The sequence below is a fragment of the Candidatus Moraniibacteriota bacterium genome (assembly GCA_028688415.1).
Classification (GTDB): Bacteria; Patescibacteriota; Minisyncoccia; order Moranbacterales; family UBA1568; genus UBA1568.
Genome location: JAQTYF010000001.1, coordinates 522245 through 542697 on the forward strand (window position 1 = coordinate 522245; position 20453 = coordinate 542697).

A 20453-nucleotide genomic window follows, 5' to 3' on the forward strand; every position below is an offset into this window, starting at 1 on the left:
TTAATCTGTTAAATTTTTCATAGTCGTTACATCGTGTGATCGAAAGTGTTTGTAAATCATCGAAACAAAGACCGTCGCGATCATAATCCACACAAAAATATTAAAGAGTATTCCTATCTGCAAGTTCGGAGATTGTTCAAGTCCGGCAAAAATGATGAATACGACGATACTGTTTTCGAGAGACAATATGCTCAGGATTTGAGAGAGAGCTTCTTTGCGATTGACGATGAGGAAGAGTGCAATGAAAATTGACGAAAGTGTGAGAGAAAGCAAGACTTGATGTTCTGGGACGATATGTGTGAGAGGAAGGAACTTGTTCGAGTGTGCCATAAATGTCAGTACGGCAATCAAGATGAGAGTGATAGGCATATTCAAATAGGTATTCACCGAAAAAGAAAGATTGTTTTTTCGTATCAGTCGGAAGAAGAACATCGGTGCAAGTACTACTTTGATCACAAAAGTAAAAAGCACCATCAGAAGAATAGAAGCATTTCCTGTCTCGAGAAAAGAAGAGAAGAAAAGAAGAGCGAGGACGAATGATTGTACACCAAATGCAACCACTGCGACAAAATTCTTTTTTGTCAGATGCATTACGACGAGTGTGAGAAATATCACATCAACAAGAAATTGGAGAAAAAGTATACTCATAAAGAATGGACGAGGCCGATAGCCACAGCGTTAAGGATGAACGATGCTACGAGGAGATCAGGGAGACGGAAAAATCGAAACTTCGCCATACTTGATTCTATCAGAGCGATGACAATACAAAATACAAACAATTTCAGAAGGAGCGCTCCAATACCGATCAGAAGAGCGCTCATCGACACGCTCGAAGAGAGACCGATAGGAAAGAAAATATTCGCCCCAAGGGCAAAGAACACGACAAGCTTGTTCGCTGATGCCCATTCCATCAGTGCGAGACGTTTACCTGAATATTCGAGAATCATTGCCTCGTGAATCATCGTAAGCTCGAGATGCGTCGCAGGATTGTCGAATGGAAAACGTGCCGTCTCTGCAAGGAGAACAATGAAAAATCCTGAGAATGCAAGTACAACAGGAATAAAGTATTGTCCATTATGAAAAAGCGGATGAGAGGCGATATCAAAAAGATCAGTCGTCCCCGCCATGAGTGCGAGTGTCAAAAGTGAGAAAATAAATCCCCCTTCAGCGAGAGCTGAAAGAGTCATCTCGCGACTCGAGCCAAACCCTCCGAAAGCTCCTCCAATATCCATACCAGAAAGAGCGAGGAAGAACGTTCCGAGAGCGAGTGCGTAGACAATTACAAGTGCATCACTTGTAAGAGAGAGTCCTGACACAAGAGAGAAGAGAGGTATGTTCCAACCGACAAAGATCGTCACAGTAAAGACGATGAATGGTGCAACAAAAAATATCCATGAAGCATCTCTACTCACACGTTCATCTTTGTGGAACAGCTTCCAGAGGTCTCGATATGGCTGTACGATACTGGCGCCCTGTCTGTTTTGCAACCTCGCCTTGATTTTTTTGATCACACCGACACACAGAGGTGAAACCACTGGAACAAACAAACCTTGAAGAAGAAAAAGAAAGAATGTCATAGGTTAGAGCACAACAAATAAAGAAAGAATCAACGCAAGAAAAATATATGAAATATACATATTGATATTGCCTCCCTGAATAGTTTTGGAACGGAGAGATGCTTCGTCAATCATTTTCTGAAGCGGTTGATAGAAATGCGTCAGATAAATATTACCGACACTCATCGTCACTGTTCGAGATTTCGGTATATAACGACTCTTGGCGTCATGGTATTTGACTGTTTGTTGGATACTTGGCTTCAAAACATTTTTGAACACAAGAATGATCGAGCGAGCAAAACCAGTCGTCGTAATCTCCATCCGCGTATCGAGATGTGTCCCACAGTCCCATGTGTCCCCAAATGATATTTTCTGAGTGCTATTGATACCGAATCGTACAAGAAGAAAAACTCCAAAAAGAATAATCGCCAAAAAAGAAAATATTGCTGGTGCTGATACGAGAGCAAATCCGTCAGTCAATTGAAGTGTCTGCATAGACGATACAGAGACAAACACTTTCACATTGTGAAAAATATCAAGACGCTGTCCGACGAAAGCAATCGTTTCTGTCACGAACCCCGCAAAAAGACCGAAAAGTATGGAGAGGAATGCGAGTCCTCCCATCGCGAGACGCATCGAGAGTACTGACTCTTTTACGTGCATCACTTCTTTACTTCGAGGTCGGGCGAGAAATATCCCTGCGAATGCTTTCACAAAACATGTGAGTGCGAGACCTCCTGTGAAAGCAAGTGATCCCGCTGCCAGCACGAAAATAAATTGGAGAGAAAAAGAAAGTGTCGCAATCCCCTGAAACAATGATTGGAACGTCAACCATTCACTGAAAAATCCATTGAAGGGAGGGAGGGCAGATATCGCCATCGAACCAATAAGAAAGAAGAGTGCTGTCTGTGGCATGTACCGGATGAGCCCTCCATATTCTTCCATATTCTTCGTGTGCATCTGATCAATGACCGAACCAGCACCGAGGAAAAGGAGGGATTTGAAAAGTGCATGATTGATCGTATGGAACAGTCCTGCAATCAGTCCAAGGAGGGCGAGTGATTTCATATCGAGAGCATAGAACGTGATCGAACTTCCGATACCGAGTAAGATGATTCCAATATTTTCGATACTATGATATGCGAGAAGTCTTTTGATATCATGTTCGGTTAGTGCATAGAGCACACCAAGGATCGATGACACCATACCGATCACGAGTACGACCTCTCCCCACCAGAGAGGTACTGGTGCGAGCACATCGAGGAAGAGACGAATCATCATATAAATACCTGTCTTGATCATCACGCCCGACATCATCGCGGACACATGAGAGGGAGCGGCTGGGTGTGCGGCAGGGAGCCAGATGTGAAACGGGATAATACCCGCCTTGGTCCCAAACCCGATAAGAGCACAGGCAAACATCGCATTCTGAATCATCTGTGGTATGAGTGCATGATGCAGTTTGATCACGTCAAACTGAAATGATCCAGTATATTTGTACGCCATGAGAAAAAACGCAATGATGAATGCGGTGCCGACATACGTCATAATGAGATACAAAAATCCTGCTTTCACATTGCTCGCATCACGACGATCATACACCACGAGAAAATATGATGCGATGGACATTGTCTCCCATGCAATGAGAAAGAAGAGCGCATTGGAGGTCGTCACGACGAGAAGCAAACTTCCCAGAAGAATATGGTAGAGAAATCCAAGTACTCCGATACTGTATTTTCCATAATAATGCTTCACATACCCGAATCCATAGAGGGAGCAGAAGAAACCAACGAGAGAAATAGCAAATATGAAAAAAGCTGACAACATATCAATACGAAGAGAGAACTGCAAAAATACAAATGATGTCTGAAAAAGTGAAAACGACATTTCTCGTCCTTGTATCAACATTAGAAGAGAAAAAATAATTCCCACGAGAGAACCGAACAAAGCAAAAAAACTACTCCAAACATTGGCCCATGTATCATGATTGCGAAACACAAGTGATCCGATCGCTCCCACAGCAAAAACAGAAAGTAATACGAGGAATCCTGCTTGCGATGAAATGAAGGCAATCATAATATGTCTGAATTATTTCGATGATTCATGCTCTATTGTCTGTAGAATATTGAGGAGAGCACACAAAATTTTCTTGGGTGATGGCGGATCCCCAGGAATATGATAGTTCACAGGTATTACAGCATCCACACCTCCGACCACGGCATACGAGTTGCGGAATATCCCACCAGAGAGAGCGTCGTCCCCTACTGCCACGACGATTTTTGGATCTGGAGTAGCATCGTATGCGGACTTCACTGCCTCAGCCATATTGCGTGTGATCGGACCAGTCACGAGAAGCATATCAGCATGTCGTGGAGACGCGACAAAATGAATGCCGAATCGTTCGACATCATAGAAACTATTCGAGAGTGCGACGAGCTCCTGTTCACACGCATTGTCCGAACCTCCATCCACCTGTCGTATAGCGAGTGATCCTCCGAAGAGTCGTTTCACAGAATTTTGTATTTGTTCACCGACGACGACAATATCTGCATCCTCGAGATCTGTTCGATCATCGATAGCAATAATATTGTTTTTGGTACGAAATATTTTCAAGAAAAGATTCATCATATCTGTTTGTCATTCTTATCCCTATTCAATCAAAACGACAAAGAAGTCTGCCTCTAGAGTATAAACGGATTTTTATTTTTTTCAAAGAAGTTGATATTTCTCTCAATTCCACTGCGGAAGCGGTGAGATTTGTTTTATTTTCTTATCCAGTCAAAGCGGAAGCGGTGAGATTCGAACTCACGATACCCTTCCGGGTATGATAGTTTTCAAGACTATTGCCTTCAACCGCTCGGCCACGCTTCCGCTTTGACAAGATATAATTTAGTTTTTCAGCCAGAGGCTGATCAGCCCTGGGCTGGGACCACGCTTCCAGATTTTATTCTTTTCTTATGGTAGCAAGTGATCGCATATTTGTACAGATAGGATCTCATTTACCCATTCGATCAGCATCCTCTCAGAACTGTGCTATACTGAGAGTAAATAATTTCAATTTTCTATGCAATATTCATCCTCATCACAGTCTCGAGAAGAAAAACCTGTTTCTTCGGCATATGGTCAAGTCCTCCTCCACTGGAGATCTCCCGAGCATGAGCCACTTGATCTCGGACCACGCTCCTCTATCGTAGTCACTGTTCTTCTCGTCTGTATTATTGCCTACGCTCTCTATACCAATAGTCCACTGATGGCTATTACCTTTATCTTGATCGGTATCGTCGGGTACCTGATGCTCTATCGAGAACCGAGTATTCTCGACTTCATGCTCACAAGTAAAGGCATCATCGCTGGGAAAGAATTTTATGAGTATGATACTCTTGAATCTTTCTTCCTTTACACAGAACCTCCTTTCGAAAATATATTAAGCATTCAAACAGAAGGAAAACTCGTTCCATACGTCCACATTCCCGTAATGAATGTCGATACAGACAAATTGCGAGATATTCTCGATGAGTTTGTTCCCGAAGAAAAGCACGAACCCGGACTAGTTGACACATTGGAGAAATTACTGCATATTTAGAGGTACTTTCCTCCTGTATCCAAAAGGAAGGTATATGTGTTTTTGCGCTTGTTCCGTTCCATCCGCCAGCTGGCGGAGGCGGATCAGTGGATAGTAAATATGCGCTTGTAGCTCAGTGGATAGAGCATCTGGTTGCGGTCCAGAGGGTCGCAGGTTCGATTCCTGCCAAGCGCACATTAAGTGAAACGAAATGGGAGATTGGAATAAGCCAACTGCTTGGCTTATGGAAGGAATCGAACGCCGGAATGATATTCCGTCAGCAGACGAAATCATGAGGCGATGCCCAGACAAACTTTTGTGTCGACAAAAGTTTAGTCGAGGGAGTTTCCTGCTAAGCTCTAACAATAAAATCTGTCAGGAAATTTACTTGTGACAGATTCCTGCCAAGCGCACATCATAATAAGAAAGAACTCAAGCTGGGTTCTTTTTTATAATGCATCCTCAATCATACAAGATAAACGTTTCTCATTATACTTGACTTTTGATACCGCCTATACCATAGTAATGACGTATCAGAATCACAAGAAACTGTTACTTTTTACGATAATAATGTCGTAGAAAATTGTACCTTTACAAGGAGTAGAAATAATGAAAGATTTCTTTTATCGTACAGCCTCCTACGCCGTCGCGTCCTGCGCTGGATTTACTGTTGTCAACTTTGGTGTTCAGTTTTTGGCCGATATTCCCCAATGGAACGTGGCCATCCATCTTACTCTCTTTGAATTTTTCATTACCGTCATGGTATGGACCATATTGGTGGTGTTGAAAATTTTCTGGCAGCCATCCAATGAGTATCCATCACCCGATGAATACCCGATGGAGCGTTAAAAAGAATATGGTAAGAAAACTTGCATTCTGACTGTGCTTTGGTGCGAATTGTTGTCTAGCAATCCGTTTATGTAAACAAATTCTTCTAGGAGATTTATGATGGTTTTCCTCGTCTTTGCTCTCTTTATCATCATGGGGCTATTCTTTGGTTCTTTGCCGTTGTTTGGCCCAATTATTCTTGGGTTTTTAGCTAGTTCTATTAATTCGCGTTTCAAACAAAAGTCACGAGATGAAGGGATTTCAAAACAATATATTCAGCTTATTTTGATGGTAAGTATCATCTGTTTCTTTATCGGAGTCTCGATTGGAAGCTTTTTTGCATTCGGTGACGAGAGTGTGGAGATGGGTTTGGACAAGATGGAGATGGTGTATTGGCAAGGAGGATTATTTCTTCTCGTGTACTTCTTTGCACGCATACGTGTCCGCGATCGTGTCTACAAGATGAGTAACGGATGGAATAAGGAAGGTTGAATTATTTCATATTCAGAAAACTATCCTTGCGATTGAGGTTATCATGCCTCGCACTCGAGCCACCTGCAGAATTTACTTCTGCTCGGGGCTCTGTTTTTTTAATATTGAAATTGCCAAGCGCACATCATAATAAGAAAGAATCCATCTCGGGTTCTTTTTTTTCTTTTCCAGATTGTATTAACAGTGTCCTCGCGTGGAATCGAACCACGATCTTCTCCTTCGGAGGGAGATGTCCTATCCGTTGAACTACGAGGACGGGATTTTTCTTTTTTAATAACGCTCTACAAACTCCTCAAAAGCGGTAATCAGCCTCTGTGTCATCTCTCCTGGCCTTCCATCACCGATGGTCATTTCATCGACTCTCACAACAGGGACGATGTGTTTGCTACTGCTTGTGATAAACACTTCATCTGCCGACAAGAGTTCTTGGAGAGTAATATTCCTTTTCTCAACAACAATACCACATTGTTCCGCGATATGGAGTGTCAATTTCTGGGTGATTCCCCGCAAGACATTGTCCCACGTTGTTACGAGCACATTCCCTTTCACCATAAAAATATTGCTCTGTGTCGCTTCTGATATGAAACCGTTCGTCACATAGAGTTCTTCGAAAGCGTTATTCTTTTCTCGTCTTGCAAGATCGCGTATCGCCATCACGTGATTGGCAAGCTTCACCTGTGGCAATATTCTCTCGAATGACAGGGTGATGATTTTCACGCCATCGGTATAGATGTTCGGTAAATAGATATGAGTTTCTTCAATACACACGAGGAATGTTTCTCGACCCTTCTCAGGGGTAAATGCATCCTGACTCGGTCCGCCTGAAAGCACGGTACGGAGAGACTGTTTCAGAGCGCTCGGATTTTTTTCGATAAGTGTATCGAGGATTGCATTGTAAGATTCTCGATCTACAGGAAGAGTGAGATGGAGAGCTTCAGCTGAACGACAGAGCCGTTCATAATGATCCTCCCACAAAAAAGGCTTGCCATGCTCTACCGGCATCACATCAAATACCGCATATCCACGAAGAAATCCGAGATCATATGGAGGAATCGCTATCTCTCGCAGTGGCATATAGACACCATTTATATACCCTATTTTTTCCAATACTGTGTCCATTTCTTTTTTTATTACTCAACTCTTTCGTCCATTATAGAGAGAAGTGAGAAGAAAGCCAAATATTCAAACAATATGGCAAAAAAGGAATACCCTCTTTTCAAAAATACATCCTAAAGAAATCAAAAAAATTCTTGACTTTTATATGATATTCTGGCAGTATATATAGGTTGTTTAAAAAAAGAGGTGAGAGAGAAACTCCATATAAACATAAGGAGTTCAAATGATAGTATCGGCAACAGGTCTATGGCTTCGCCCGTCAGAAGGCGTCGTCGCATGGGTAATTTGTGAAGAAGGTATCGACCTCAAAGAGGAAGATACCCTGCGTGCGATGTTGGAGAACTTTTACACCAAGAAGAATCCTCCATTTGCACGTCTCGCAATCCGGGTCGAAGGGAAGAAAATTTTTTTCCGCTCGAAACCGAATTGCAAACGACCTCCCAACGATGAAGAGGTGATTGCGCTCCTCAAGGCAATCAACTGTTATCCGCGGGAGACTCTGACAAGAGCTCAACTCAAAAAGGGCCTTAGTCAGGTGGATCTCACTCCATCTGGTTCGTTGGTAATCGCGTAAGTTTTCTTTTTTTGGTTTCTCATTTCACCTCCTTGGTCTCCTAGCTAGAGATCTTCAAGCCTAGAGTGTCACGTACATTCTAGGCTTGTTTTTTATCCTGAGTACGACTTTCCAAACAGACAATGAGTGATATACTGACACTATGTTTACTTTTGATACACCACTCTCACATATTCCTACCATCAAGGAACAGTCACTCGAAAAACTCAAACGTCTCGGGATTTTTACCGTGTCCGATATGCTCTACCATTTCCCAAGTCGCTACGAAGACTATTCGCACATCACGCCAATAGATTCTCTTGCATCCGACGCGAAATGTACCATAGAAGGAACAGTGCTCCATATCGAAGCTGGACAAACCTGGAAGAAGAAAATGTTTCTCACTGAAGTGACACTCGGAGACGAAAGTGGTCAGGTACGGCTCATCTGGTTCAATCAGCGTTTCGTCGCCCAGACACTGAGAGACGGTGCTCTTATCCGTGTTTCAGGAAAAGTCAGTATTGATAGCAAAGGTCTCGTCATGACCAACCCTGCATTCGAACGGGCCTCGCGTGAAGCGACCCATACCGGACGCCTCGTCCCTATTTACCCAGAGACAGCAGGGCTCACTTCTCGATTTTTTCGTTGGCAACTCGCTGGTATTTTTCAGAAGCTAGCTCTCTTTCCAGATCCGATACCAGAAGACATCCTCACAAAACTTCATCTCCCCTCTCTCAAACAGGCTCTTTTCTACATTCATTTTCCAAAAGATGAAAATCAATCCCTCATCGCTTTAAAACGTTTTGCTTTTGATGAAATGTTCTTCATCCAACTCAAATCCCTCGAACTCAAAGCGCTCTTTGAAACGGCAAAAGGAACACCTATTCCTTATGATGAATCCTCTCTCAAACAATTCATCGCATCATTTCCTTTCCGTCTCACGACAGCTCAAGAAAAAGCTTCTCAGGAAATCCTTCTCGATCTCAGTAAAACACACCCAATGAACAGACTCCTCAATGGAGATGTGGGGAGTGGAAAAACAATCGTGGCAGCCATCGCTTCGTTTGTCACAACAGAGGGTGGGTATCAGACTGCCATCCTCGCACCGACTGAGATATTGGCACGTCAGCATTTTGAGAGTCTCTCACGTATTTTCTCACATACTGGTCATACTCTTGCGCTCTTGACGGGGAGCTATCACATACTCGGAAGAGAGACGGTCAAAAAGCAAACACTCATCCAAGCAATCCACGCAGGTATCCCCTCTCTTGTTATTGGGACACACGCTATCCTCCAGCAAGACGTCGTCTTTCACAATCTCGCACTCATCGTCGTGGACGAACAACATCGATTTGGTGTGTCTCAGAGAGCACGTCTCCAGGAACTTTCTTTCAATAGTCATGATGGATCGACAGAACATATTCCGCATTTCCTTAGCATGACAGCTACTCCTATTCCTCGCACACTCACGTTGGCTTTTTTTGGCAATCTCGATCTCTCGCTTCTCGATGAACTTCCGAAAAATCGCAAACCAATTATCACCAAAATTGCTCGCACTGGAAGTGATCGAGAAAAAGTCTACACATTTGTACAGAGTGAAGTCATGAAGGGTCGTCAGGTATTTGTCATCTTTCCGCTTGTCGAAGAATCACTCGCTCTCAAAGATATCAAGGCGGCCGTCGCAGAGCACAAGCATCTTGCAGAAACTGTCTTCCCACATCTCTCTATCGGGCTCATCCATGGAAAACTCAAGGCCAAAGAGAAAGAAGAAATCATGCAAGATTTTCATGAAAAGAAATATGATATATTGGTCGCTACAGCGGTGGTCGAAGTCGGTATCGATATTCCCAATGCGAGTGTTATCATCATTGAAGAAGCTGAACGATTCGGTCTTGCACAACTCCATCAATTCCGTGGACGTGTCGGTCGTGGAGAACATCAGTCTTACTGTTTTCTCTTTCCTCACGAGCAAGCGAGTTCTATCAGTGAACCTGCCCGAAACGCTTCGCTTAACGATGCGGGCGGGCGACTGAAAATACTCGAAAAATCGACGAGTGGATTCGAGATTGCTGAAGCCGATCTCGGTGTGCGCGGTCCTGGAGCTTTCTTTGGTACGCGTCAGTCAGGTCTCCCTGATATCACGATGGAGAGCCTCACGAATATCAAACTTATCACCATCGCCCGTGATGAAGCACAAAATATCCTTTCCCAAGATCCGAAACTTGTTTCACATCCTCTTCTCAAAGAAGCTCTGAAAAAATTCGAAGAAAGAATTCATCTGGAATAACAGAGAAAACTGAAAAGATCTGATTGTTTTATTTAATCAGATCTTTATTGCAACAGATTGCAAAACTATAAAATACATTCCTTCATTTCTAGCCACTCGATTTCAGACATTAATCATTTTACGAATATGAACTTCAAATTCTAAAGCGAAATTATGCATTTTTTCTTAACTTAATTGCATAAATTTGCAGTTTTTCTAGGAATTACGACAGTATCGAATTGATTTCTAAACTCAGTAGTAAGATTTGCCGATTCATGGGCAAGATTGATAGCTTTTGAATATTCTCCATCTTTAAACGCTTTTTCTGATTGATCATATATATCATTCGCTTGCATAAATTGACGACCGTCATTTAATTTTGCATATGTACTCACATCTAAACAACTTTTAAATTCATCAAGATAATCCTTTGTTACATCAATGAGATTGAACGTAGCATCAATGTTTGCACGAGCTTCAGTTTTTTGTTTTTGAATATATTGACTCCACAAAAAACCAAACACACTAAAAACAATAAGTACAGAAAATATAATTATAAATATTTTTTTCATAAATAAAATTAATTTTTTAATTCTTTCTCATTTTCTCCGTTACCCAAAACTCGCCAAAATATTTTCCAAGGAGAATACGTGTCTGTGAATCAATAGCTGGGAAAGCAGAAAGAAATCCGACAATCGGAATGAGTATCCACTGAAACAACATCAGGAAATAACGAGACCAATGATACCGTTTCGGCCTGGGCGGGAGAGAGAGAAGTGACATCGGGATAGAAATGCAGAGCCCCATCATACCAAGTGTCATAAGTGTTTTGGTGATAAATGGCAGATTGTGAGCGAGAACACTTTCACGAAAGAGCGCCCCACCAAATACGAGAGGCAACCAACCAAGAAATGTCAGAATGAAAGAGGTTGTCGCCCATGAATAATGACCTTCGAGCATCTCAAATGTCACACGCATTTTCGTCCATACAGGAATGAGTTTGTCTGGCCAGATAGCACGCATCGTCACAGGAAAATTCTCGATACCATACGCCCAACGACGTTTCTGCTTGTACTGATTCACCAGTGTCTTCCAATATGTCTCAGCCAGCACTGCATCAAGAGAAATCGGAAGATGGATCGGTTGAACACGATAATCGCCATGGAAATATGCGAGACATTTCCAATAAATCACCGAGTCTTCACTGATCATATTGACTGGCCAAAATCCTACTTTCACAAGAGTATCAAAAGGCTCTGAATGCGATGAGAATGTCACCATTTCCTGACGGGTGCTCTGATAGAGGTGCCAGAATGATGATCCTGTCACAACGAGACGGACAAACGCATTCGTATCCCAGAGATTGTTATGATACATCGGGAGTGGCTGATAAGCTCTCTGGAGACGCTTGGGATCGATGATATATTCGTATGTCAGAGCCGCAAAATATTCCGGATGAGCGACACTATCGCAATCAAAATTTGAGAAAATAACTTTCTTATAATCGATATTTCGTGCATCGAGATATTTCATCAGTTCCCTCGCTGCAAAACGCGCGTTTGATGCTTTGCATTTCATCTCACCGCCTTCGACAATATGCGTTGTTACAATAAAATCACGGAAAATGCCATCGAATTTTTTCTTCAAATATTCCACTTTTGGCAGACGTGTCTCTGGATTTTCCCTTTCCTCTGTTGCAAGAAGTATGATCATTTGTTCTTTCGGAAAGTTACTCTCCACGAGTGACTGTATGGCTGGCTCAATAATATCCGCAGGCTCCCCTGCTGTCGGTAAGAGCACGACATGGAGTACTTCTCGCCAATCCATTATCTGATCTGTGAGAGGAATAAGAGACTTCGTTTCTCTCAAGATTTTTTTGGTACGACGAATTTCTTTACGAACAATATGTCGCTCACGAATATGAAACAAAGATATCTCTTTCAAACTCTCGCGCAAATGTACAAGACGATCTTCGAGAAGAGTGACATATGCCTCTGGATGTTCGATATTCTGACAACGCTCCCACCAATTGATACGTTTCCCCTCCACTACATCACGTTGTCCTGAAAGAGAAAAGATGGAGATATAGAACGCCTTGTGGATCCAATAGATATCAAAAACAATCACGGCAATAGCCGCCCAAATAGGAAGAAAAAATGAGAGTGCGACCATGCCGAGGAGAGTTGTCCATGTGAGAAGGCCTGGGATCATTTCTATCGCTCGCTGGACTCGACGTTTTTTTGGATCCGTTGTTTTGGGATCAGGAAAAACAAACGTTGGAAAAGTTGTCTCTGACATTGTTGTAATAGTTAATCAAATACTTTCTTTATAGTATAACACCTCTTCTCTCTTTCTGTGAGAAGTATGCTATACTACCAGAAACAAGCCATTCTGGCAATATTTAGATTCCTTTCTGAACATTCTTTCTCTTCTTGTTTTCTAGCTCTCATCACTTATCTTGCATCCATTATCATAATTTTCTTATGACCAAACTCACTTTTCCATCAGGTTTTCTCTGGGGTGCATCTACCGCCTCTCATCAAGTGGAAGGAAACAATACCAATGACTGGTCCGAGTGGGAGAAAAAGAATGCTCATCGTCTTGTACAAGAATCGAGACAATCTTTCATCACTAACCCACATTGGAAACAATTCAAACAAGAAGCAATCAATCCGCAAAATTATATTTCAGGAACTGCCTGTGATCACTACGCACGATTCGAAAGTGATTTCGATCTCATACAAGAGCTCGGTATGAATGCACATCGATTTTCTCTTGAATGGTCTCGTATCGAACCAAGTGAGGGTGTTTTTGATGAGCACGAGATAGAACATTACCGCACAGTACTTTCTGCCTTGCATAAACGAGGTATCACGCCTTTTGTCACGCTCTGGCACTGGACACTTCCTCTCTGGCTCGCCAAGCAAGGCGGGGTCGCCAATAAACGTTTTCCATTTTATTTTGCACGCTACACCAAGAAAATTATGCAGACACTTGGTGAGGATATCCCTTTTTGGATTACACTAAACGAACCAGATGTCGTCTCTGGGCACGCCTATCTGAAAGGCGCTTGGCCACCACAGAAAAAAAATCTCTTGTTATATTATCGTGTACTTCGTCATCTCGTCAGTGCTCATAAAGAAAGTTATACTCTTATCAAAAAATCTTTCCCTCATGCACAAGTTGGTATTGCCAAACACAATATTTGGTTTGAGGCAGTGGGCAATACATATATCAATCGTCTCCTCAAGAAAATTGCTGATTTCTTTTGGAATGATTGGTTTTTAAGGCAGATACAGAATGAACAAGATTTCATCGGTCTCAATCATTACAATCACCATCGTATCAACAATGGTTTTAACAAAAATGAAAATAAAATTCAAACTGATTTCGGTTGGGAATTCTACCCCGAGTCCCTCTATCATGCAGTCATCGAACTCAAAAAATATTACAAACCAATCTATATCACCGAGCACGGCATCGCAGATAGCTCCGATATGCTCCGTCCACGTTTTTTGAAGGAGTCTCTCACAGCTCTGCATCGTGCTATCGCAGACGGTGCTGATGTCAGAGGATACCTTCACTGGTCGCTCTTGGATAATTTTGAATGGGACAAAGGCTACTGGCTCCGGTTTGGTCTCATCGCTGTCGATTTCACCACACAAATTCGTACGCCTCGTGAAAGTGCGATTCTCTATGCTGATATATGCAAGAGTAATACACTCGAAACCGAAATAACAAAAGAAGAAAATTAAAATGAGGGACTTCCGAAGAAATACCCTCATTCATTGTGTTGCATTGCAACTTAGACTGATTCCAATGCCTGCTTGGACTGATCATTCGGTTGGGCTTTTTCTGCATCTATCTTGGACTGGGCAAGGCCGAGAGTTGTGAGTGAGAAACATTTTTCAGAATCTACCTTTACCAGACCAAAAGTGATCAATGTCTTCATATCACTGCCGATCAAACTTGGCGCATACCCCTTGTCGAAACGCTCGTTGAGCGCGTTTGTCAAAGGAACAACACTCATCGGTCTTTCGGACAAAAGAACCAGAATACGAAAACGGCGACTCGTTGACATCTTTATTACCTCTTTCTTGTGTAAAAAAACTCCAATGTTTTCCGAAAAGAAAACTCTTACAGTATACAGAATATGCTTCTTTTTGCAAAAACTTGATTTTTTTGTGCTTTCTGATAGACTCTCTATGCAGGTTGACCTGCTTTTTCTTTGTTCCACAAAAATCGAGAATATGGCCTCATCGTCTATCGGTTAGGACACCAGGTTTTTCACCCAAAGGGTGACCACCCTCTGGGTGGCATCTTCACGAGATCAAACTTATGTTCTATGTGTATGTTCTCAAAAGTACGCTAAAAGACTATCATTATATTGGTAGTACAACAGATTTACAAAAAAGAGTACAGGAACACAATCAAGGAAAGACGAAATCGATAAAACATCTTATTCCTTTTGAGCTTCAATACTAAGAAGCTTACAAGAGTAAGACTCTCGCAAGAAAAAGAGAGATAGAACTAAAGAACAACAGTTTCAAAAAGAAAGAATTATTCGACCGAATATAATTATGGCCTCATCGTCTATCGGTTAGGACACCAGGTTTTCATCCTGGGAAGAGGGGTTCGACTCCCCTTGAGGCTACACATGTATCAATAAAAACGCCCTCCACAAGGAGTGGTGTTTTTTGTTGGTATTTTTATCCAAGGGGAGGAGAAGGGCGTGAGTAGAAAATGAGCGAGCGTAATTTTCTGTGTGTAGCGCCCAGGCTTTTTGTCGGAGCAAAAAGGACCCCCTTTGGGCCTACTATCAAGAAACTCTCATTATTTACGGTGAGAGTTTTTTCTTCTCTAGAATATCGAGAAGTTTTTTCTTGGATCGAGAAAGCCTACTCGCGATGGTGTTTTCAGGGACAGCAAGAACATGACTCATCTCAGCATATGATTTTTCGAGATAATATCGGAGCTTGAGTAAACGTCGATCTTTTTCCGAAAGCATATTGAGCGCCTGTCGGACCGCGATGCGTGCCTCATCTCTCATCAGTGTTTCAAATGGTGTTCCACTATCATCTACCATCTTGAGTCTATCTTGAGTATCGACAAGGGATTCTTGGTCGATGAGATGAAGGTAGCTCTGTTTCCTCAAATAATTCATTGCTTCATTGTGGGCGATACGATACAACCACGGAGAGAGTTTTCGATCCGCATCAAAATCTTCGAGATGAGCAAATGCTTTGGAAAAAATATTTTGGAGAAGGTCTGCGATCTCATCATTCTTTCCGATGAGGTATCGGAGATACACTAGAAGTTTTTTCTCATAACGAAGAACTATTTCCCCAAAATATTTCTTATCTCCATTCAATACAAACCTCACCAACTCTTCATCGGTTTTTTCTTCTTTTGATTTGTTCTGAGACTTGCGCTTTATCATAGGCTTGATACAGTTATAGTATACTCTCATCAGAAATACTATGCATATACTCAGTATTGAAACATCCTGCGACGATACGGCTGTCGCTCTTCTCGACTGGAATGGACGTGATGCAACAGTCCTCGCTCATACGGTCTCTTCGCAGATCGCTCTCCATACACAGTGGGGCGGAGTTGTTCCTGCTCTCGCATCGCGAGAACATATGAAAAATATTGTACCTGTCATTGAAGAAACCTTCAGTAAATCTCATCTGACAAAAAATGATATCGATCTCATCGCTGTGACTGAAGGTCCTGGACTGATGCCGGCACTACTCATCGGTGTCAGTGCTGCCAAGACACTCGCTCTCGTCTGGAACAAACCCCTCATCGGCATCCACCATATCGAGGGGCATATCTATGCGAATTTTTTGGGAAAAAATATCGCAATACCTAATACCAAATACCTAATATCTAATGAATCTCCAAATTCTTCTCATTCTAAAAATCAAGCATCACTTATCAAGCATCAAGCATCCACTTTCCCTCTCATTGCGCTTGTGGTCTCTGGAGGACACACACAACTTGTACTGATGCAGAAACATTTCGATTATACAATTCTCGGTGAGACAGAAGATGATGCTGCTGGCGAAGCCTTCGACAAGGTGGCCAGACTCCTCGGACTCCCTTATCCCGGAGGTCCTGAAGTTTCTCGGAGGGCAGATACTTTCAGAAAAAGTCATACAAAGGAAGAGATAGAACCTCTCACAAAAAAATTTCCCCGACCGATGATAACGGCAGACAATTTTGATTTTTCTTTTTCGGGACTGAAAACTGCGGTACTCTATTATGTAAAGAAGCATGAAACAGAAATGCGAAATGAATCATTCATTGATGAAACTTGTCATGAATTTCAAGAAGCTGTCGTCGATGTCCTCGTTGCCAAGACAAAAAAAGCTCTCACAATGTATTCTCCCAAAACATTTGTTATCGCTGGAGGTGTTTCTGCTAACGTCCGTCTCCGTGAACAACTTAAGCAAACCATCGATTCCATTAATTTAGCGGTTGAACCGCTAAGTGAAAAAATTACCTTTCTGACGCCAGAATTTGCTTATTCACTCGACAACGCCGTAATGATTGGTGTCGCTGCTGCCTTCCGTTATGAACGAATGAGTGATGAACAAAAAGAGGCACTCATCCACACCTCACTCACCCTTGATCCCGATGCCAATTTGCCTTTACGAAATCTATGATTATCACTCCCATCAGAACTGAGAAGATTCTTCCAAAACAAATATCACTTATCGAACTTCTCGATAAAAATATCAAAAAATTTCCCGAGAATTCTCTTCTTGTGATTACTTCGAAAATAGTAGCGCTCTGTGAAGGAAGAACGCTGTCTCGAGAATCAATCGTTGATGAGACTCTACTTAGTAAAGAAGCTGATTACTATCTCCCGAAAAAAGAAAGTCGCTATGGCATTCCCCTCACTATCAAAGACAATACCTTTATTGCAAGAGCGGGTATCGATGGTTCGAACACTGGTGATATGTATTCCCTCCTTCCACAGGATAGCTATCGTACCAGTCGGAAAATCCGTACCTATCTCTGTACACGGTTCGGAATAAAAAACGCCGGCGTAATCATCGTCGACAGTCATTCTACTCCACTCCGCCGTGGCACAACCGGAGTCGCTATCGGCTGGAGCGGTTTCCGTGGAATCAAAAATTATGAGAATACTCCTGATATATTCGGGAAACATTTCACGACACATGCGAATCACGTCGATGCTCTCGCCAGCGCTGCCGTACTCACTATGGGAGAGGGTAATGAACAGACTCCTCTGGCACTCATTGAGAAAATAGATTTTATAGATTTTCACAAAACTTCTCCAACAAAGAAAGAACTCATTTTCTTCAAGCCATCATTTGAGAATGATCTCTTTGCTCCACTCTTTCATTTCAAACGATTGAGGAAAGGAAAATAAAGAGCAAAAATATTTTGCTTGAAATAAAGGGAATAAGGTGATATTCTAGGGAGTATATGGAAGAAAAACAGATCTCTACAGCATACAATGCAAACGAATGGGAAAATAACCTCTACGCCCTCTGGGAAGAGAGTGGTTTTTTTCGGCCTGAGACCGATCAGCCTTTGACTGACAATCCTCATGCAGAGGAACGCTACTGCAATATCCTTCCGCCACCCAATGCCAATGGAGAACTTCATCTCGGTCATGCTTCTGGTTATACCATCATGGACATTTTCGGACGTTTCGAGCGGATGAAAGGAAAAAGGGTATTACTTCTTCCAGGAAAAGATCATGCGGGTATCCAAACACAAGTCGTCTTCGAAAAAAAATTGAAGAACGAACAAAATATCACTCGCTATGATCTCGGCCGAGAAAAATTTTATGAGGCTACCTATGATTTCTGTATTGATCGAGCAGACTATATGCGTTCTCAAGAAAAACGCATCGGCCTTTCTGCTGATTGGGAACGAGAAACATTTACTCTTGATAAAGAAGTATCCAAGCGAGCCACAGAAACATTCGTCCAAATGTATAATGATGGGATGATTTATCGCGGAGAACGCATCATCAATTGGTGTACTCGTTGTGCAACAGCACTCTCTGATGTCGAAGTCATCCACAAAGACATACCAGGAAAATTGTATTCTCTTAAATATCCCCTGAAAGATTCAAAGGAATATATTGTCGTCGCTACTACACGTCCAGAAACGATGCTCGGTGACACAGCTATTGCTGTCCATCCAGATGATACACGCTATAGTACATTCGTAGGAAAAACTGTCCTCCTTCCTTTGGTAAATCGTGAGATTCCTATCGTTGCAAGTGCTCGTATTGATAAAGATTTTGGCACAGGCGCAGTAAAAATAACTCCTGCTCACGATCCTCTCGACTGGGAAATTGGTAAGGATCATTCACTAGACGTCTTGCAAGTCATCGATGAGAAAGCAACTATAACCAGTATTGGCGGAATATACGCTGGGCTCTCAGTAACAGAAGCACGTGTAAAAATTCTCTCAGACCTCAATGATCTTCATCTCCTCGAAGGTGAGCAAGACCATACTATCAGTCTCTCTCAATGCGAACGTTGTAAGACATCTATTGAACCGCTCGTTTCCAAACAATGGTTTATCAATGTTGATGCTCCAAAGTATTCACTCAAGAAAGAATCTATCAAAGCGCTCAAAAGTAATACTATTGTTTTCCACCCAGAAAACATGAAGGATCAAATGATACATTGGCTCGAGAATCTCCATGACTGGTGTATCTCTCGTCAACTCTGGTGGGGACATCGCATACCCGTCTGGTACAGGGGCACCGAGATATATTGTGGTGTGACTGCTCCGACAGAAGCAGGTTGGGAACAAGATCCTGATACGCTCGATACATGGTTTTCATCAGGACAGTGGCCATATACGACACTCGGATATCCAGATACTCCTGATGCTACAAAATTTTATCCTACCGATCTCATGGTAATGGGTCGCGATCTCCTCTTTTTCTGGGCAACAAGAATGGTAATGTTTGGTTTTTACAAAACACAGACCGCCCCATTCAAGCACCTCTACTTTACAGGGCTTGTTCGTGACAAAGAAGGTCAAAAAATGTCAAAATCTAAAGGTAATGGTGTTGATGTTCTCGAAATGATCGACCGTTTTGGCGCTGACGCTGTTCGTCTCAGTCTCACTCTGGGGGCGACACCAGGACTTGATTTTCGTCTCTATGAAGAAAAAATAGCTACCTATCGAAATTTTGCCAACAAACTCTGGAATATTGGTCGCTACATAACGAGTACTCGTGACCACAATGAAAGAGCGGACACTGACAATTCAGAAGCAAAAACTGATGCAGATCGATGGATTCTCGGACGGCTCAATACGATTGTCGGAGAAGTCACATCTCTTCTGGAAAATTATCAACTCTCCCTCGCAGGAGAAAAATTGCGTGATTTTACATGGAACGAATTTGCTGACTGGTACGTCGAGATTCATAAAATAGAAAAGAATGATGTCGTGCTTCTGTTCGTTTTTGAAACACTTTTGAAACTCTGGCATCCATTCATTCCTTATGTTACCGAAGCTATACATCAAACTTTTCATCCACAAGGAAAGACTTTTTTGATGGTTTCTCATTGGCCAACACCGGGTGAAAAATCTCACGAACCTGCAGATGGAAACACATTTGAGCTCGTGAAAAATCTCATTGTCGCTATCCGTAACACTCGCGCTACCTATCATATAGAGCCAGCGAAGAAAATAACTGTGAGCGTCAATGATACTTCAGAAAACATTATTCGTACCAATGAAGAAATGTTCAAACGACTCGCTCGTATAGAGGCTGTACAAAAAGCTGATGGAGAAAGTACAAAAAATACTATCCTTGTTCAGTCGGGACCACTCCAGATATTCCTTCATCTCGATGGGATTATCGATATCACCAAAGAACGTGGGCGTTTCGAAAAAGAAAAATCCGAAAAAGAGAGATATGCATCTTCAATCGAAGCAAAATTGAACAATCAAAATTTCGTCAGTCATGCCAAGCCAGAAATCGTCGAAATTGAACGCACGAAACTTGATGCAGTACAAAAAGAACTCGTTGAGATAGAACAACATCTCGCGTCCCTTCATTCCAATTAA

19 protein-coding genes and 4 tRNA genes are annotated in these 20453 nt (G+C 42.2%); 12 read left to right on the forward strand and 11 right to left on the reverse strand.

Going from position 1 to position 20453, the window contains the following annotated elements; genetic code table 11:
- The 5 genes from PHH40_02515 to PHH40_02535 form a co-directional block, all read right to left on the reverse strand.
- On the reverse strand, positions 1 to 648 hold the full coding sequence (locus tag PHH40_02515) for a hypothetical protein (GenBank protein ID MDD2766621.1): 648 nt from the start codon (positions 646 to 648) through the stop codon (positions 1 to 3).
- Positions 645 to 1577 (reverse strand): NADH-quinone oxidoreductase subunit H, encoded by a 933-nt coding sequence (locus PHH40_02520; GenBank protein MDD2766622.1) that lies wholly within the window; start codon positions 1575 to 1577, stop codon positions 645 to 647. The genes PHH40_02515 and PHH40_02520 overlap by 4 nt, the downstream gene beginning before the upstream one ends.
- A gap of 3 nt (positions 1578 to 1580) precedes the next feature.
- Positions 1581 to 3632, reverse strand: a complete 2052-nt coding sequence (locus PHH40_02525) for a proton-conducting transporter membrane subunit (protein MDD2766623.1) — start codon at positions 3630 to 3632, stop codon at positions 1581 to 1583.
- 12 nt (positions 3633 to 3644) lie between these two features.
- Positions 3645 to 4184, reverse strand: coding sequence for an NADH-quinone oxidoreductase subunit B family protein (locus tag PHH40_02530; GenBank protein ID MDD2766624.1), 540 nt, complete (start codon positions 4182 to 4184; stop codon positions 3645 to 3647).
- A gap of 156 nt (positions 4185 to 4340) precedes the next feature.
- Positions 4341 to 4427 (reverse strand) — tRNA-Ser (locus PHH40_02535).
- A gap of 193 nt (positions 4428 to 4620) precedes the next feature.
- Between PHH40_02535 and PHH40_02540 the strand changes: the two genes are divergently transcribed.
- The 4 genes from PHH40_02540 (at position 4621) to PHH40_02555 (ending at position 6438) form a co-directional block, all read left to right on the forward strand.
- On the forward strand, positions 4621 to 5139 hold the full coding sequence (locus tag PHH40_02540) for a hypothetical protein (protein MDD2766625.1): 519 nt from the start codon (positions 4621 to 4623) through the stop codon (positions 5137 to 5139).
- Between the two features lie 101 nt (positions 5140 to 5240).
- Positions 5241 to 5313, forward strand: a tRNA-Arg gene (locus tag PHH40_02545).
- Between the two features lie 414 nt (positions 5314 to 5727).
- Positions 5728 to 5967 (forward strand): hypothetical protein, encoded by a 240-nt coding sequence (locus tag PHH40_02550; GenBank protein ID MDD2766626.1) that lies wholly within the window; start codon positions 5728 to 5730, stop codon positions 5965 to 5967.
- 96 nt (positions 5968 to 6063) lie between these two features.
- A complete protein-coding gene (locus PHH40_02555; protein ID MDD2766627.1) occupies positions 6064 to 6438 on the forward strand; it encodes a hypothetical protein in 375 nt (124 codons plus the stop codon).
- Between the two features lie 184 nt (positions 6439 to 6622).
- Here the strand turns inward: PHH40_02555 and PHH40_02560 are convergent.
- A tRNA-Arg gene (locus PHH40_02560) sits at positions 6623 to 6694 on the reverse strand.
- Positions 6695 to 6708: 14 nt separating this feature from the next.
- Positions 6709 to 7557, reverse strand: a complete 849-nt coding sequence (locus PHH40_02565) for an aminotransferase class IV (protein MDD2766628.1) — start codon at positions 7555 to 7557, stop codon at positions 6709 to 6711.
- 220 nt (positions 7558 to 7777) lie between these two features.
- Here PHH40_02565 and PHH40_02570 point away from each other — a divergent pair, with 220 nt between their 5' ends.
- Together PHH40_02570 and recG are read left to right on the forward strand one after the other, a co-directional pair.
- Positions 7778 to 8128 (forward strand): hypothetical protein, encoded by a 351-nt coding sequence (locus tag PHH40_02570; GenBank protein ID MDD2766629.1) that lies wholly within the window; start codon positions 7778 to 7780, stop codon positions 8126 to 8128.
- A 142-nt stretch (positions 8129 to 8270) separates the two neighbouring features.
- Positions 8271 to 10394 (forward strand): ATP-dependent DNA helicase RecG, encoded by a 2124-nt coding sequence (recG, locus tag PHH40_02575; protein ID MDD2766630.1) that lies wholly within the window; start codon positions 8271 to 8273, stop codon positions 10392 to 10394.
- A gap of 170 nt (positions 10395 to 10564) precedes the next feature.
- On the opposite strand, the gene PHH40_02580 is transcribed toward recG, so the two are convergent.
- The gene (locus PHH40_02580; protein MDD2766631.1) at positions 10565 to 10945 is read right to left on the reverse strand and encodes a hypothetical protein; all 381 of its coding nucleotides are present in this window, start codon (positions 10943 to 10945) and stop codon (positions 10565 to 10567) included.
- Positions 10946 to 10961: 16 nt separating this feature from the next.
- Positions 10962 to 12671, reverse strand: coding sequence for a glycosyltransferase family 2 protein (locus tag PHH40_02585; protein ID MDD2766632.1), 1710 nt, complete (start codon positions 12669 to 12671; stop codon positions 10962 to 10964).
- 185 nt (positions 12672 to 12856) lie between these two features.
- Between PHH40_02585 and PHH40_02590 the strand changes: the two genes are divergently transcribed.
- Positions 12857 to 14128 (forward strand): family 1 glycosylhydrolase, encoded by a 1272-nt coding sequence (locus tag PHH40_02590; GenBank protein ID MDD2766633.1) that lies wholly within the window; start codon positions 12857 to 12859, stop codon positions 14126 to 14128.
- 50 nt (positions 14129 to 14178) lie between these two features.
- On the opposite strand, the gene PHH40_02595 is transcribed toward PHH40_02590, so the two are convergent.
- Complete coding sequence (locus PHH40_02595) at positions 14179 to 14454, reverse strand: hypothetical protein (protein MDD2766634.1); 276 nt, start codon at positions 14452 to 14454, stop codon at positions 14179 to 14181.
- Between the two features lie 257 nt (positions 14455 to 14711).
- On the opposite strand from PHH40_02595, the gene PHH40_02600 reads away from it, so the two are divergent.
- Together PHH40_02600 and PHH40_02605 are read left to right on the forward strand one after the other, a co-directional pair.
- The gene (locus PHH40_02600; GenBank protein MDD2766635.1) at positions 14712 to 14858 is read left to right on the forward strand and encodes a GIY-YIG nuclease family protein; all 147 of its coding nucleotides are present in this window, start codon (positions 14712 to 14714) and stop codon (positions 14856 to 14858) included.
- A gap of 97 nt (positions 14859 to 14955) precedes the next feature.
- Positions 14956 to 15027 (forward strand) — tRNA-Glu (locus tag PHH40_02605).
- A 183-nt stretch (positions 15028 to 15210) separates the two neighbouring features.
- Here the strand turns inward: PHH40_02605 and PHH40_02610 are convergent.
- Positions 15211 to 15813, reverse strand: coding sequence for an RNA polymerase sigma factor (locus PHH40_02610; GenBank protein ID MDD2766636.1), 603 nt, complete (start codon positions 15811 to 15813; stop codon positions 15211 to 15213).
- Between the two features lie 40 nt (positions 15814 to 15853).
- On the opposite strand from PHH40_02610, the gene PHH40_02615 reads away from it, so the two are divergent.
- The 3 genes from PHH40_02615 to PHH40_02625 are packed head-to-tail and all read left to right on the forward strand — an operon-like array spanning position 15854 to position 20453.
- Positions 15854 to 17044, forward strand: coding sequence for a tRNA (adenosine(37)-N6)-threonylcarbamoyltransferase complex transferase subunit TsaD (locus tag PHH40_02615; protein ID MDD2766637.1), 1191 nt, complete (start codon positions 15854 to 15856; stop codon positions 17042 to 17044).
- On the forward strand, positions 17041 to 17778 hold the full coding sequence (locus PHH40_02620; protein ID MDD2766638.1) for a coenzyme F420-0:L-glutamate ligase: 738 nt from the start codon (positions 17041 to 17043) through the stop codon (positions 17776 to 17778). The genes PHH40_02615 and PHH40_02620 overlap by 4 nt, the downstream gene beginning before the upstream one ends.
- Before the next feature lie 56 nt (positions 17779 to 17834).
- The gene (locus tag PHH40_02625) at positions 17835 to 20453 is read left to right on the forward strand and encodes a valine--tRNA ligase (GenBank protein ID MDD2766639.1); all 2619 of its coding nucleotides are present in this window, start codon (positions 17835 to 17837) and stop codon (positions 20451 to 20453) included.

Bases quoted from the DNA above. Each gene is read 5' to 3' on its own strand.
- PHH40_02515 (MDD2766621.1), bottom strand. From the start codon at position 648: ATGAGTATACTTTTTCTCCAATTTCTTGTTGATGTGATATTTCTCACA.
- PHH40_02525 (MDD2766623.1), bottom strand. From the start codon at position 3,632: ATGATTGCCTTCATTTCATCGCAAGCAGGATTCCTCGTATTACTTTCT.
- PHH40_02570 (MDD2766629.1), top strand. From the start codon at position 7,778: ATGATAGTATCGGCAACAGGTCTATGGCTTCGCCCGTCAGAAGGCGTC.
- PHH40_02520 (MDD2766622.1), bottom strand. From the start codon at position 1,577: ATGACATTCTTTCTTTTTCTTCTTCAAGGTTTGTTTGTTCCAGTGGTT.
- PHH40_02555 (MDD2766627.1), top strand. From the start codon at position 6,064: ATGATGGTTTTCCTCGTCTTTGCTCTCTTTATCATCATGGGGCTATTC.
- PHH40_02530 (MDD2766624.1), bottom strand. From the start codon at position 4,184: ATGATGAATCTTTTCTTGAAAATATTTCGTACCAAAAACAATATTATT.
- PHH40_02595 (MDD2766634.1), bottom strand. From the start codon at position 14,454: ATGTCAACGAGTCGCCGTTTTCGTATTCTGGTTCTTTTGTCCGAAAGA.
- recG (MDD2766630.1), top strand. From the start codon at position 8,271: ATGTTTACTTTTGATACACCACTCTCACATATTCCTACCATCAAGGAA.
- PHH40_02585 (MDD2766632.1), bottom strand. From the start codon at position 12,671: ATGTCAGAGACAACTTTTCCAACGTTTGTTTTTCCTGATCCCAAAACA.
- PHH40_02580 (MDD2766631.1), bottom strand. From the start codon at position 10,945: ATGAAAAAAATATTTATAATTATATTTTCTGTACTTATTGTTTTTAGT.
- PHH40_02540 (MDD2766625.1), top strand. From the start codon at position 4,621: ATGCAATATTCATCCTCATCACAGTCTCGAGAAGAAAAACCTGTTTCT.
- PHH40_02620 (MDD2766638.1), top strand. From the start codon at position 17,041: ATGATTATCACTCCCATCAGAACTGAGAAGATTCTTCCAAAACAAATA.
- PHH40_02565 (MDD2766628.1), bottom strand. From the start codon at position 7,557: ATGGACACAGTATTGGAAAAAATAGGGTATATAAATGGTGTCTATATG.
- PHH40_02550 (MDD2766626.1), top strand. From the start codon at position 5,728: ATGAAAGATTTCTTTTATCGTACAGCCTCCTACGCCGTCGCGTCCTGC.
- PHH40_02625 (MDD2766639.1), top strand. From the start codon at position 17,835: ATGGAAGAAAAACAGATCTCTACAGCATACAATGCAAACGAATGGGAA.
- PHH40_02615 (MDD2766637.1), top strand. From the start codon at position 15,854: ATGCATATACTCAGTATTGAAACATCCTGCGACGATACGGCTGTCGCT.
- PHH40_02590 (MDD2766633.1), top strand. From the start codon at position 12,857: ATGACCAAACTCACTTTTCCATCAGGTTTTCTCTGGGGTGCATCTACC.
- PHH40_02610 (MDD2766636.1), bottom strand. From the start codon at position 15,813: ATGATAAAGCGCAAGTCTCAGAACAAATCAAAAGAAGAAAAAACCGAT.
- PHH40_02600 (MDD2766635.1), top strand. From the start codon at position 14,712: ATGTTCTATGTGTATGTTCTCAAAAGTACGCTAAAAGACTATCATTAT.